The sequence below is a fragment of the Ornithinibacillus californiensis genome, assembly GCF_001038485.1.
Lineage (GTDB): Bacteria > Bacillota > Bacilli > Bacillales > Amphibacillaceae > Ornithinibacillus > Ornithinibacillus californiensis.
Genome location: NZ_LDUE01000064.1, coordinates 23,912 through 36,833 on the forward strand (window position 1 = coordinate 23,912; position 12,922 = coordinate 36,833).

15 protein-coding genes are annotated in these 12,922 nt (G+C 36.2%); 6 read left to right on the forward strand and 9 right to left on the reverse strand.

Annotation, left to right across the window (positions count from 1 at the left end; translation table 11 throughout):
- The first annotated feature begins 177 nt into the window (after positions 1–177).
- The gene (locus TE34_RS17360; RefSeq protein ID WP_047986090.1) at positions 178–408 is read left to right on the forward strand and encodes a helix-turn-helix domain-containing protein; all 231 of its coding nucleotides are present in this window, start codon (positions 178–180) and stop codon (positions 406–408) included.
- A gap of 145 nt (positions 409–553) precedes the next feature.
- On the forward strand, positions 554–1,762 hold the full coding sequence (locus TE34_RS17365; RefSeq protein ID WP_047986091.1) for a tyrosine-type recombinase/integrase: 1,209 nt from the start codon (positions 554–556) through the stop codon (positions 1,760–1,762).
- 131 nt (positions 1,763–1,893) lie between these two features.
- Here the strand turns inward: TE34_RS17365 and TE34_RS21130 are convergent, their stop codons facing one another.
- Positions 1,894–2,043, reverse strand: coding sequence for a hypothetical protein (locus TE34_RS21130; protein WP_157037666.1), 150 nt, complete (start codon positions 2,041–2,043; stop codon positions 1,894–1,896).
- 172 nt (positions 2,044–2,215) lie between these two features.
- Here TE34_RS21130 and TE34_RS17370 point away from each other — a divergent pair, with 172 nt between their 5' ends.
- On the forward strand, positions 2,216–3,430 hold the full coding sequence (locus tag TE34_RS17370) for a tyrosine-type recombinase/integrase (protein WP_047986113.1): 1,215 nt from the start codon (positions 2,216–2,218) through the stop codon (positions 3,428–3,430).
- An 82-nt stretch (positions 3,431–3,512) separates the two neighbouring features.
- On the opposite strand, the gene groL is transcribed toward TE34_RS17370, so the two are convergent.
- Both groL and groES read right to left on the reverse strand, forming a co-directional pair.
- On the reverse strand, positions 3,513–5,138 hold the full coding sequence (gene groL / locus TE34_RS17375; RefSeq protein WP_047986092.1) for a chaperonin GroEL: 1,626 nt from the start codon (positions 5,136–5,138) through the stop codon (positions 3,513–3,515).
- 44 nt (positions 5,139–5,182) lie between these two features.
- The gene (groES, locus tag TE34_RS17380) at positions 5,183–5,467 is read right to left on the reverse strand and encodes a co-chaperone GroES (protein WP_047986093.1); all 285 of its coding nucleotides are present in this window, start codon (positions 5,465–5,467) and stop codon (positions 5,183–5,185) included.
- 252 nt (positions 5,468–5,719) lie between these two features.
- Between groES and TE34_RS17385 the strand changes: the two genes are divergently transcribed.
- Entirely contained in the window at positions 5,720–6,433 is a 714-nt protein-coding gene (locus tag TE34_RS17385) for a CPBP family intramembrane glutamic endopeptidase (RefSeq protein WP_157037667.1), read from the forward strand.
- Positions 6,434–6,439: 6 nt separating this feature from the next.
- Entirely contained in the window at positions 6,440–6,640 is a 201-nt protein-coding gene (locus TE34_RS17390; RefSeq protein ID WP_047986094.1) for a YdiK family protein, read from the forward strand.
- Positions 6,641–6,701: 61 nt separating this feature from the next.
- On the opposite strand, the gene TE34_RS17395 is transcribed toward TE34_RS17390, so the two are convergent.
- Positions 6,702–7,361, reverse strand: coding sequence for a redox-sensing transcriptional repressor Rex (locus tag TE34_RS17395; RefSeq protein WP_407944377.1), 660 nt, complete (start codon positions 7,359–7,361; stop codon positions 6,702–6,704).
- 191 nt (positions 7,362–7,552) lie between these two features.
- Here TE34_RS17395 and TE34_RS17400 point away from each other — a divergent pair, with 191 nt between their 5' ends.
- On the forward strand, positions 7,553–9,475 hold the full coding sequence (locus tag TE34_RS17400) for an ABC-F family ATP-binding cassette domain-containing protein (RefSeq protein WP_047986096.1): 1,923 nt from the start codon (positions 7,553–7,555) through the stop codon (positions 9,473–9,475).
- 64 nt (positions 9,476–9,539) lie between these two features.
- Here TE34_RS17400 and TE34_RS17405 read toward each other — a convergent pair whose 3' ends face one another.
- The 5 genes from TE34_RS17405 to tsaE all read right to left on the reverse strand — a co-directional run bounded on the left by TE34_RS17405 (position 9,540) and on the right by tsaE (position 12,920).
- Positions 9,540–9,995, reverse strand: coding sequence for a hypothetical protein (locus TE34_RS17405; RefSeq protein ID WP_047986097.1), 456 nt, complete (start codon positions 9,993–9,995; stop codon positions 9,540–9,542).
- Positions 9,996–10,285: 290 nt separating this feature from the next.
- Positions 10,286–11,296 (reverse strand): tRNA (adenosine(37)-N6)-threonylcarbamoyltransferase complex transferase subunit TsaD, encoded by a 1,011-nt coding sequence (gene tsaD, locus TE34_RS17410; RefSeq protein ID WP_047986098.1) that lies wholly within the window; start codon positions 11,294–11,296, stop codon positions 10,286–10,288.
- The gene (gene rimI, locus TE34_RS17415; RefSeq protein WP_047986099.1) at positions 11,293–11,739 is read right to left on the reverse strand and encodes a ribosomal protein S18-alanine N-acetyltransferase; all 447 of its coding nucleotides are present in this window, start codon (positions 11,737–11,739) and stop codon (positions 11,293–11,295) included. Before rimI ends, tsaD begins: the two co-directional genes overlap by 4 nt.
- The gene (tsaB, locus tag TE34_RS17420; RefSeq protein WP_047986100.1) at positions 11,732–12,436 is read right to left on the reverse strand and encodes a tRNA (adenosine(37)-N6)-threonylcarbamoyltransferase complex dimerization subunit type 1 TsaB; all 705 of its coding nucleotides are present in this window, start codon (positions 12,434–12,436) and stop codon (positions 11,732–11,734) included. The genes rimI and tsaB overlap by 8 nt, the downstream gene beginning before the upstream one ends.
- Before the next feature lie 28 nt (positions 12,437–12,464).
- Positions 12,465–12,920, reverse strand: a complete 456-nt coding sequence (gene tsaE / locus TE34_RS17425; RefSeq protein ID WP_047986101.1) for a tRNA (adenosine(37)-N6)-threonylcarbamoyltransferase complex ATPase subunit type 1 TsaE — start codon at positions 12,918–12,920, stop codon at positions 12,465–12,467.
- Positions 12,921–12,922 lie beyond the last annotated feature (2 nt).

A 12,922-nucleotide genomic window follows, 5' to 3' on the forward strand; every position in this document is an offset into this window, starting at 1 on the left:
TCAATTTAAAGTAAGCGTTGTAACTAGACTTTACTAACTATTTATATAAGTTTCCAAGAAGGAAAAAAATATTATTTTTTTCTTCAGATACTTAAAATCCTCCATAACCGAGGCTATAATGTTTCAGAATCTAACCGGTTATTTCAATATCATTAAAACAAGGAGAGGGAATCGATTATGGAAAACACAAATAAACACACAACTTGGGAATCACTACCAGACATTTTAACCGCACAACACATTTCTGAATTTCTTGGGATTTCAAGAAGAAGAGTCTATGAGTTATTTAAAGTTCATGTTGAGTACGGAGGTATTCCAAACTATGAAATCGGCTTATCGAAACGAGTAGATAAGGCAGATTTAAAGCAGTGGATCATTAAGAAAAAAGAAGAAAAAAGAAGAAATTAAATTAGAAGACTGCATATTGAGTTGATGATGATGAAGGACATTAATTTTTTGGGGGAATAAATTACCTTTCTTCCTCCTACAATTTTCTAACTATAGAAGGAATTAAAACTAAAAATACGTATGATAGCGAGGTTAACGAAACATTATGAAAGGACATTATTATAAGAGAGGTTGCAAGTGTGATGTGGAAAATTGCACTTGTGAATGGTCATTTATTATAGACATTGGGCCAGATCCCAAAACAGGTAAAAGACGACAACGTTCTGGAAGTCGCTTTAAAACAAAGGGAGATGCTGAAGTAGCAGCGGCAGCTCTACTTTCGGATGTAAAGCAAGGGAATTATATTAAAGAATCTGATATATTATTTAAGGATTTTGCTGAGGAATGGTTGAGTATTTACAAGGACAGGAATGGATCAAAACCCGGTACTATACGTTTAAGAGAGTATGGAATTAAAAAGTTATTGCCATTTTTTGCTCACTTAAAACTAAAAAATATCACGGAAGAAATGTATCAAGCAGCATTGGATAATCTAAAAAACCAAAAAGGCCAAAATCTTGCTAGATGTACAAAAAAAGGTATTCACACGACTGGAAAAATGATTTTTATAATGGCTACTAGGAAAAAATTAATTAAACGTGATCCTACTGAATTTGCCTATATAAAAAAAGAACAAAAAGTTATTGTTGAAACAGATGAAGAAGAACTACCAAACTTCTTTGAAAAAGAACAACTCCTTAAATTTTTGGATACTACTTTAGAAAAAGGCTTGTATATGGATTATCTTATTTTCCTAACGCTCGCCTATACAGGAATGCGTATAGGTGAATTGGTTGCACTCAAGTGGAATAATATCGACTTTGCTAACAACACCATTAGTATTACAAAAACGTATTATAATCCTAAGAGTAACACTACCCAATATCAATTAGTTCCACCTAAGACAGAAAAGTCTCGACGTAAAATTGTGGTAGATGAAATAGTAATTGAAACGTTGAGGAAACATAAGATGGAACAAGAAAAGATTATTACTCGACTTGGGAACTCTTACGTTGACAAGGGATTTATATTTGCTAATATAGATAAACATCCCGGTTATCCAATACTGATAAAATTAGTTAGAAATAGAATGGAAAGATTGCTAAAGCTTGGTGGATTAAACGCTAACCTTACTCCCCACTCGTTTCGTCACACACATACATCTCTTCTTGCCCAAGCTGGAGCAGATATAGATGAGATCATGGATCGTTTAGGCCATAAAGATGATGAAGTTACTAATAAGGTATATCTTCATATTACGCAAAAAAGGAAAATAGATACTCGTGATAAATTTGGCGATTTTATGCGTAGTTAACATTTATCATTATACTGAAAGCAGAATGTGATTATTTTGCTTTCAACTTACATATAACCATTTAAAATCCGCTTTTCTTCGTCAACAAAAGACCCATTAGCCCAAGATTTTCAAGATATGAACTTATAAATTTAGTCTTCATCCTCATCCCCTTCATTACATATTTCTGTAACTAATTGCCATAAAGCGTTACTTTCTTTATTTTCTGGTTCTAACTTCTTACAGAGTCTGTTTACAGCCACCTTAAACTCTTCAGATACAGCTTCTTCTTTATTATTCACTTTCCGAATCCCCCTTTACTGTACATACATCTTAATTCGAATATGCTCATTGAAACCTAGACCAGATGGTGTTATCTACATTATATCCATACGAAACGAATTATTCACTTTCCAAGTGGGAATAATGGATATTTGTAACAAAAAATAAATGAAAGTGAGGTTTTTGAATGAAATGAAAGGACATTTTTACAGACGTGGTTGCAAGTGCAAAAAGAAGAAAAAGTGTACTTGTGGCTCTAGGTGGGCATTTCTCGTTGATATTGGAATTGACCCATTAACCGGAAAACGCAAGCAAAAAGGGAAAGGAGGATTTAAGACAAAACAAGAAGCTGAATCAGCTGCGGCTGCTCTCATTTATGAGGTAGAACAAGGTTTGTATGTAGAAGAAACAAATCAGACATTCAGTGACTTTTCAAAAGAGTGGCTAACTATATACAAGGATTCAAAAGATGTGAAACCCGGAACGATTCGTGTCAGGCTTCATGAGATTGACAAGTTAATGCCCTATTTTGCTCAATTAAAATTAAAGGACATTACAAGAAAGAGCTATCAAGATGCTTTAAACGATTTAAAAGAACAAGGATATTCTGATAGCACAATGGATGGTATCCATCGTACTGGAAGGATGATTTTCCGAAAGGCATTAGAGTTAGAGTTAATCAAGAAGGATCCTACTGAGTTTGCCTATCTCAAAAAAGCTAAGAAAACAATTGAACAGTTGGAAGAGGAAGAAGTTCCAAAGTATCTTGAAAAAGAAGAACTTGCATTGTTCTTAAAGACAGCAAAGAATCATGGACTTGAGCATGACTACCTAATGTTTCTCATCCTCTCCTATACAGGAATCAGAGTTGGAGAATTAGTTGCACTCAAGTGGAAAGATATAGATTTTATTAATCATACAATTAGCATTACCAAAACCTATTACAATCCAAGTAATAACACGTTAGAATATATGCTAGTCACACCAAAAACTAAAAGATCTCGACGGAAAATTATTGTTGACGAAGATGTAATAAAAACATTGCTAGAACATAAAGAAGCTCAAGAGAAAGTCATCGAGCAATTAGGAGATGCTTACTATAACAAAGACTTCATTTTTGCAAAAATGGAACGTCAATATGGTTATCCCATTGTCATTAAGACCGTTCAAAATAGAATGGCAAGGCTATTAAGGTTATCAGGTCTAAATCCAGAGCTAACACCACATTCTCTAAGACATACGCATACATCACTCTTAGCAGAAGCGGGGGTAGCACTCGAACAAATCATGGATAGACTTGGGCATTCAGATGACCAAATTACCAAAGATGTCTATCTCCACGTAACGCAAGAAATGAAAAAAGAAGCCTCTCAAAAGTTTGCTCAACTTATGAGAAGCCTCGATTAATTATCCTCAATGTTAACAAAATGTTAACATCACACTCTCATCTTACATAAAACCCACTCATATCAAGGGTTCAGACGGCTTATTACATCATGCCGCCCATGCCACCCATATCCGGCATTCCGCCGCCACCTGGGTTTTCTTCTGGAATGTCCGCTACTACCGCTTCAGTAGTTAGGAACATAGCCGCTACAGATGCAGCATTTTGTAATGCAGAACGAGTAACTTTAGTTGGGTCAACGATACCAGTTTCAACCATGTTTACCCATTCGCCAGTTGCAGCGTTGAAACCAACACCAACCGCTTCGCCTTTTAGACGTTCAACAATTACTGAACCTTCTAGACCAGCGTTATGTGCGATTTGACGTACTGGCTCTTCTAGAGCACGAAGTACGATTTTAGCTCCAGTTGCTTCGTCGCCTTGAAGCTCTAAGCCAGCAACTTTATTGTATACGTTCACTAGTGCAGTACCACCACCAGCTACGATACCTTCTTCAACTGCAGCGCGAGTTGAGTTTAGTGCGTCTTCAATACGAAGTTTACGTTCTTTTAATTCTGTTTCAGTTGCAGCACCAACTTTGATTACTGCTACACCGCCAGCTAGTTTAGCTAGACGTTCTTGTAATTTTTCTTTATCGAATTCAGAAGTAGTTTCTTCTGCTTGTGCACGGATTTGAGATACACGAGAAGAGATTGCTTCTGGGTTACCAGAACCTTCTACAATTGTTGTATGTTCTTTTGTTACTACAACTTTAGAAGCAGTACCTAATTGTTCGATAGAAGCAGTCTTAAGCTCTAGTCCAAGATCTTCTGTAATGACTTGACCACCAGTTAAGATAGCGATGTCTTCTAGCATTGCTTTGCGACGGTCACCAAATCCTGGAGCTTTAACAGCTACCGCATTGAATGAACCACGAAGTTTGTTTAGAACTAATGTTGCAAGAGCTTCACCTTCAACATCTTCAGCAATTAGTAGTAATGATTTACCTTGTTGAACAACTTGTTCAAGTACAGGTAGAATCTCTTGGATATTGCTGATTTTCTTATCTGTAATTAAGATATAAGGATTTTCTAGAACTGCTTCCATTTTATCTTGGTCTGTTACCATGTAAGGGGAAGCATATCCACGGTCAAATTGCATACCTTCTACTACTTCTAATTCAGTAGTGAATCCTTTAGATTCTTCAATTGTGATAACACCATCGTTACCAACACGTTCCATTGCTTCAGCGATTAAGTTACCAACTTCATCATCAGCAGAAGAAATTGCAGCAACTTGTGCAATAGATTCTTTACCTTCGATTGGTTTAGAAATAGCTTGTAGCTCTCCAATTGCTGTTGCTACTGCTTTTTCAATCCCACGACGAATTCCTACAGGGTTTGCTCCTGAAGTTACGTTTTTAAGTCCTTCACGGATCATTGCTTGTGCTAAAACTGTTGCAGTTGTTGTACCGTCCCCTGCTACATCGTTCGTTTTAGAAGCAACTTCGGATACTAATTTTGCACCCATGTTTTCAAATGCATCTTCTAATTCGATTTCTTTAGCGATAGTAACACCATCGTTCGTGATTAGCGGTGAACCAAATTTCTTATCTAAAACAACGTTACGACCTTTAGGTCCTAATGTTACTTTTACAGCATTTGCTAATGTATCTACCCCACGAAGCATAGCGCTACGTGCGTCTTCACTAAATTTAATTTCTTTAGCCATTGAAATGCCCTCCTTAAAAATTCATTATTTATTAATTGTTTTTATTAATTAACGACTGCTAAAATATCATTTTCACGTAGAATTAAGTATTCAGTTCCATCATACTTTACTTCTGTTCCAGCAAATTTAGAGAAGATAATACGGTCTCCTTCTGAAACTTCAAGTGCAACTCTTTCCCCACTATCAGTAACTCGTCCAGTACCTACTGCTACTACGCGTCCTTCTTGTGGTTTTTCTTTTGCAGAGTCTGGAAGTACGATACCGCTTGCAGTTTTTTCCTCTTGTTCAACAAGCTCGATAACAACACGATCTCCTAGTGGTTTAATCATGTAGACAACCTCCTTAATTCATTTTCCATATATTTTTTTGATTTGTTAGCACTCGATGTATCCGAGTGCTAATTCCAATTAATATAATAAATAATTTCTTTCTGATTTGCAAGTATCGTGTTTCACATTTTTTTATTTTTTCTTGTCCAAGTTGATTCTATTATTATAGACTGCATGAATATGATAAAATACACAGGAATCGATTTTGTCCGAATACATGCAAACTACGAAGAACTTAAGGAGCTGAAATAATTGCCTAATCGCTACTGGTGGGTAATTCTTACCTATATTATCATGCAGCTATCAGGAGGACTCTTCTTACCAATTCTCCGTCAACTATTCCCGAATTATTATGTCGAGGCTGCCATCTACTATTCCATCTTTAGTTTTACAATTGCCTTAATTATTGTTTTAATGTTAATGAAGCCTGATATAGAAATGTCCCAAACACGTGATCGCCGGATTTCAGGTGATGTCATTCTGTGGACTTTTGTAGGGTTATTTATGGCTTATTTTGCCCAAGGAATTGCAACCATGATTGAAGCGAAAGTACTTGGCATTGAAATTGGGTCAGAAAATACACAATCTATTATGGCAATCACACGTACCATACCGTTATTTGCAATCATACCTGCTGTAATAGCACCTATACTTGAAGAAGTTATTTTCCGTAAAATAATTTTCGGTTCATTATATAAGAGAACAAACTTTTTTGTTGCGGCTTTACTTTCAGCCCTCATTTTTGGGATTATTCATGGGGAACCAGAGCACATACTAATCTATGCATCGATGGGCTTTGTCTTTGCTTATTTATATGTCAAGACAAAGAAAATCATTGTTCCTATTCTGGTGCACATGACCTTAAATTCTATTTCGGTTATTGTACAATTTTCCCTTACCCCAGAAGATATGGAGAAAATTGAACAACAGTGGAATCAGGTCCAGATGATATTAATCGGAGGTTAACATGTTATGAGGATTACCGCTAGAACCATGGCTTTCATTTATTTTGCTATGGGCATCTTGTTTATATATGCAGCAATTCAAAGTGCAGAAGATACGGTGTGGAACTTTATTACCATTCTACTAGCACTAATAGCCACATTAGACTTCGGTGCTGGTATTCGTTACTTGCGTTTACACAATAAAATTAAACATATGAAGAAGAAATAACAAAAAAGCTCCTACTTAAATAGGGGCTTTTAGTATGTTCATAACTAAGTATTAAAGTAGCTTAATGCACTTCTTCTTTAGATGGAACCAGATTGTCTAGTGGATAATGCTTCAGAAAATAAACTAGTGCCTGCAATTCAATTGCTAAATCAATATGATGTACACGAACATCATCTGGTACCGTAATACGTGCTGGCGTAAAGTTTAAGATGGCTTTAATACCTTTAGCTACTAAGCGTTCTGTAGTACGATCCGCCTCATTTGCTGGTATAGTCAAAATGGCTACTTTCACATCATCCAATTTTTCCTCTAGATCATCAATATGATAAATGGGAATTCCACCGATTTTTGTCCCAACTTTATTTGGGTCAGCGTCAAATGCTAGCTTAATTTTTGTATTATTATTTTTCGTAAAGTTATAGTTTAAGAATGCTGTTCCTAGATTACCGACTCCTATTAAAGCCACATCAGTCATTTCGTCTTGATCTAATGTCTTTCGGAAAAATCCAAGTAAATATTCGACATTATAGCCGTATCCCTTTTTACCAAGTGCTCCAAAATAGGAAAAGTCTCTTCGAATCGTTGCCGAGTCAACCTTAACTGCTTCACTTAATTCCTTCGATGAAACTCTGGTTTTTCCCTGCATTTGTAAATTGTTTAAAAACCGATAATATAATGGGAGTCTTTTTGCTGTAGCTTGTGGTATTTTATTTTGATCCAAGCTGATTTCCTCCTTACCCTTCAGGTGCTATATTAAAACCGGAAACACGTTTCCAAAAAAAGTATAATAACGATTACAAAGTCTATTTTATCAGATTTTCTATCTTAAGTCGTGATTATTTTCACATATACACAATATTATTGCCCGAAAGCCTAGATTTGGATAAACTTATACTACTAGAGGTGACAAATATGATAAGCATGCAATTAAATGATATTTCCAAGTCTTTCGGTGCAGAGGAGATATTAGCAAATATAAAACTAGAAATAAAAGATAGAGATCGAGTTGCCATAGTCGGTAGAAATGGTGCTGGAAAATCAACCCTCCTTAAGATCATGGCCGGTGAAATGACCTATGATACAGGTGAAATAATTAAGCCAAAGGACCTTACGATTGGTTACTTATCTCAGCATACTGGACTCGAATCGAATAACACGATATGGAATGAGATGCTAGAGGTATTTGAAGAACTAATTATTCAGGAAAGAAAGATCCGTTCCATGGAAGAAAAAATGGCCGATGTCAGTCAGATGGATCCCACTGAATCGACTAAATTTCTAGCAGAATATGACCGCTTGCAGCAGGAATTCGAAACAAATGGCGGTTACAGCTATGAATCCGAAATTAAAGCCGTCCTATCGGGGTTGAATTTTCTTGATTACGATGACCAAACGCCTATCAATGAATTAAGTGGCGGCCAAAAAACACGTTTGGCTTTAGGGAAACTGTTACTTAAGAAACCAAATCTTCTTATTTTAGATGAACCTACCAACCATTTAGATATTGAAACGTTATCCTGGCTTGAGAAATACTTACAAGCATATCCAGGTGCAGTAGTAATTGTATCCCACGACCGTTATTTCCTTGATAAAACAGTAACGATTGTTTATGAAATATCACGCCATCGAACGAAGAAGTATCATGGCACATATAGTAATTTTCTGGAACAAAAAGCGATTAACTTTGAACAAGAAATGAAAGAGTTCGAGAAACAGCAGACGGAAATAAAAAAATTAGAAGAATTTATCCAGAAAAATATCGTACGAGCTTCCACCACCAAACGCGCGCAAAGCAGGCGGAAACAACTCGAAAAAATGGATAAAATGGATCGTCCATTAGGTGATGAATCATCCGCTTCGATTACTTTTGAAATTACGAAACGTACTGGCAATGATGTATTAAAAATTCAAGACCTTGCCTTCCGATATGAAGAAGGAGAAAGCCCAATCTTTGAGAATCTCTCCCTTCATGTATCACGTGGGGAAAGTATTGCTTTAGTCGGTCCAAATGGTGTTGGGAAAACCACGCTACTAAAGAATATCCTCGGAAGATTCCAACCCAGTGAAGGAACGATTCAGTTAGGAACGAATGTACAGATTGGCTATTATGATCAAGAGCAAGCTAACTTAAGTTCTCACAAAACCGTACTTACTGAATTATGGGATGAATATCCAGGTGTTAATGAAAAAGATATCCGAACGGTCTTAGGTAATTTCTTATTTTCTGGTGATGATGTGTTAAAGCCTGTCTCGTCACTTAGTGGTGGGGAGAAAGCCCGCTTAGCACTTGCAAAACTAAGGATGCAAAAAGCAAATCTATTAATACTAGATGAACCGACCAACCACTTAGACATTGATAGTAAGGAAGTTCTTGAAGCAGCTTTAATTGATTTCCCAGGAACGATTATCTTTGTTTCTCATGATCGATACTTTATTAATAAAATTGCAGATAAAGTAGTTGAAATGCTAGCAGACGGGTCTACAGTTTATCTTGGTGATTATGATTACTATATCGAGAAAAAGCAAGAACAAGAAGAATTGGAACGGTTAGAGGCTGTTACGGAACAAACCTCTTCCGTGAATGAAAAGAAGTTAAGTTTTAAAGAAGAAAAAAAGCGTCAGAGTGAACAACGAAAACGCGAACGACAAATTGCAAAGCTAGAGGAAGAAATTGAAGAAATGGAAGAACAACTCGCCATGCTTGAAGAGGAAATGACCAAACCTGAAGTTTATGAAAATCATGAAAAAGCATTGGAATATACGAATAAAACGAATGAAGTGAAACAACACGTCGAAAAATTGATGGAAGAATGGACATTACTTCAGGATGATTAACTTCAAAAAAGCAGATTGAAACGATTATTTCAATCTGCTTTTTTGTATGTATCTAAAGGAAGTCTCAATTAAAAGTGTTTTCGACTAAAAGGATTAACCTATCCGTTTCTTCAGGTGAAACAGTATAAATCGTATTGGTATCGTTTGGTTTCATAATAGTGCTTCTTTCCCCTTTTTCACCAATCCATAAATAAAGTCTTGATTGTTCATTTTCTTCATTTACGATATCCATATAAAATTCCGGGTTAGCCATATTAACTATGCCATCTTCCTTTACTGCACTTGAAAAGACTTCTTGGAAGGCATGAAAGGTTTCCTTATCATTGAAATTAACTTTACTTTTACCATTTGGCTTAGAAAAACTAATTCCTATAGTATCCTTATTTATAGAAAAATGGTTGTTAAGTTCTGACTCAGAAGTTTGATTTATATTTATGTCAGTACTTTCATTTGGTTGACAACCAAATGATAACAAAGTCATAAGTACCAAGGATAACATCACAAACGTAATTTTTTTCACACACATTCCCCCCAAAAATTCACTAATATTATTATTAGACGAATAGATACCTCATTAGTTGTATTTTAGCATAATAGTTTGTAGCAAAAGAGACAAACATTATATATAAAAGCAGATTTTCATTATCCACAAAAATGTAAACGTATTAAACCTTTATAAATCAACTTATCAACAAAGTTATGCACATTATCCACAATTTCTATCAATTTTATCCACAAATGTTATTAACAATGGATAGCTTTACTTTATAAAGGATATAAAAAAATATCCACATCTCTGTGGATATTTTGTCAACGTAATATTAAAGAAGGATTTGCATTAAGGTCCATACCAGAACGTTTACCTTGTTCAAAGTTAATCGTTCCAGCAGCTGCTATCATTGCTGCATTATCCGTACAAAGCTTTAATGGAGGGATTAGCAATGGTATATCCGTTTCAGAGAACTTAGCCTCAAGTTCTGCTCGCAGCCCTCTATTTGCAGCTACACCACCAGCTACAATTACTTGCTTTACATTATGTTGCTTAGCGGCCTTTACGGTTTTTGTTGCCAATACATCAATTACACTCGCTTGAAAGCTTGCAGCAATATCTTCCTGCTTCAACTCTATACCTTTTTGCTTTGCATTGTGAATTTTGTTAATAACTGCTGATTTTAATCCACTAAAACTAAAATCAAAACTATCATCTTCTAACCAAGCTCTTGGGAAATCAATAGTTACCTCACCTTCTGCTGCTAATCGGTCAATATGAGGTCCACCTGGATACGGAAGGTTTAACATTCTTGCAACCTTATCATATGCTTCACCAGCAGCATCATCTCTCGTTTCACCGATAACTTCATAGCTGCCATGCTCTTTCATTAAAACTAGCTCTGTGTGACCCCCAGAAACGATTAAAGCTAACAATGGAAATTGAAATTCTTCTTCCAAACGGTTCGCATAAATATGTCCTGCAATATGATGGACTCCAACTAACGGTTTGCTTTTGGCAAAGGCCAATGCCTTTGCTGCATTAACACCAATTAAAAGCGCACCAACTAAACCAGGTCCTTCCGTAACTGAAATCGCATCGATATCGTCCCAATCTAGTTTAGACTCCGCAATTGCTTCTTCTAAAACTAGTGTAATTTGTTCCACATGATGCCTAGAAGCGATTTCTGGAACTACTCCACCAAAGCGTTTGTGACTTTCAATCTGGGAAGCGACAACATTGGAAATTATCTCCCTACCGTTTTTTACAATCGCCACAGCTGTCTCATCACAACTTGTTTCAATTCCTAATATGTATGTATCCTTCATCATAAATTCACCCACATTACAACAGCATCTTCATTATTATCTGTATAATAATTTTTTCTAATTCCACCAGATACTAGTCCAAATTTGCGATACATATTCTGTGCAACTGAATTAGTTACTCTAACTTCTAGAGATAGCCTTGTTACTCCGCGCTGTAAAGCTTGCTGAAGCGCAAATCGGAAGAGTTTCTCCCCTAGTTTTTGACCTCGGTATCCAGGGAGTACAGCTATATTAGTAATTTGTGCATCATCTATAACAATCCACATTCCTACATAACCTATTATTTTTTTATCTAATTCCATAATAAAATAATGTGCATGAAGGTTTTGTGTTAATTCCTGTTTAAATACATCTTCATTCCAAGGAGATGAAAATGAGGTTAGCTCTACAAACATAACTTGTTCTATATCTTCTAGTTCCATTTTACGTATCGTTAATTCAGCCATTCTGCATATCCTTTTGTGTTTTTAACCAGTTTGCTTCCGCTTCCGCTAGCCTCAAATAATTCGGTGTCAGCATATGCGTTTCATCGATTTCTTTGTCTTGTGCGGCTAATGCCAGGTCAGATGGCTTCGGAATATGATAGGTCATCTCTGGTATAACAGCATTTGATCCTAATTTCTCTGTAATGATTTCTTTATTTTTTTGAATATCTGGGCTTAAAAATACAATTGGCTTACTTAGGGCAGAAAGCTTATCTAACCAATCTGCAAATAACGTATTTCGTTCTTCTTTAACAAGCACTAGTTTTTCATGGTTATTTTCATACAAGCCTGTATAGACCAGCCCTCTCCGTGCATCAAAAAATGGACAGATAAGGTTATTACTTAATTTAGCACGATACGCTAGTACCTCCAGACTAGAAACACCCACTACCGGTATTCCTAGAGACCAGGCTAATGTTTTAGCAGTTGTAAGTCCTATCCGAACACCTGTGTATGATCCTGGGCCTTTCGCTACCACAACTTTACTTAACTCTTCTGGCTTCACATCAACTTCTTTCATAAGGTGCTCAATTGCAGGCATTAGTCTCACAGAATGATTCTTAGCTATATTCGTAACTAATTCTCCTACTATTTCATTGTCCTTAACCAAGGCTACACCTAAAGCTTGATTGGATGTGTCTATTGCAAGAATATACATCTAAGTAACTCCTTTTTACTAACCTTACTCATTCAACTATTGCTTTGACTACTTCTTCAAAATGTTCCCCAACTGGATCGAATTCGATTGCTCTTGACTGTTCATCCAAGTATTTAATGGTTATATTTAACCGCTCTATGGGGAGGTACTCCTCAATAAATTGAGCCCACTCAACAACCGATACGCCATTCCCATCAAAATACTCTTCAAAGCCAATATCTTCATCAGAATGTTCTAACCGGTAAACATCCATGTGATACAACGGAATGGTACCCTCATATTCTTTTACAATCGTAAAAGTCGGGCTACTCAATGTTCTACTAATCCCTAATCCGGCTGCTATCCCTTTGGTGAAGGTCGTCTTCCCGGCACCTAAATCACCTTCTAAAGTTAAGAGGTCACCTGGTTTTAACTGTCTTGCAAGCTTTTCTGCTATTTGTAAGGTTTCTTCTACGTCATTTGTTTCCACTATATATTTACTCATCA

Bases quoted from the DNA above. Each gene is read 5' to 3' on its own strand.
- tsaB (WP_047986100.1), bottom strand. From the start codon at position 12,436: ATGTATATTCTTGCAATAGACACATCCAATCAAGCTTTAGGTGTAGCC.
- TE34_RS17390 (WP_047986094.1), top strand. From the start codon at position 6,440: ATGAGGATTACCGCTAGAACCATGGCTTTCATTTATTTTGCTATGGGC.
- TE34_RS17370 (WP_047986113.1), top strand. From the start codon at position 2,216: ATGAAAGGACATTTTTACAGACGTGGTTGCAAGTGCAAAAAGAAGAAA.
- tsaD (WP_047986098.1), bottom strand. From the start codon at position 11,296: ATGATGAAGGATACATACATATTAGGAATTGAAACAAGTTGTGATGAG.
- TE34_RS17365 (WP_047986091.1), top strand. From the start codon at position 554: ATGAAAGGACATTATTATAAGAGAGGTTGCAAGTGTGATGTGGAAAAT.
- TE34_RS17360 (WP_047986090.1), top strand. From the start codon at position 178: ATGGAAAACACAAATAAACACACAACTTGGGAATCACTACCAGACATT.
- rimI (WP_047986099.1), bottom strand. From the start codon at position 11,739: ATGGCTGAATTAACGATACGTAAAATGGAACTAGAAGATATAGAACAA.
- TE34_RS17400 (WP_047986096.1), top strand. From the start codon at position 7,553: ATGATAAGCATGCAATTAAATGATATTTCCAAGTCTTTCGGTGCAGAG.
- tsaE (WP_047986101.1), bottom strand. From the start codon at position 12,920: ATGAGTAAATATATAGTGGAAACAAATGACGTAGAAGAAACCTTACAA.
- groES (WP_047986093.1), bottom strand. From the start codon at position 5,467: ATGATTAAACCACTAGGAGATCGTGTTGTTATCGAGCTTGTTGAACAA.
- groL (WP_047986092.1), bottom strand. From the start codon at position 5,138: ATGGCTAAAGAAATTAAATTTAGTGAAGACGCACGTAGCGCTATGCTT.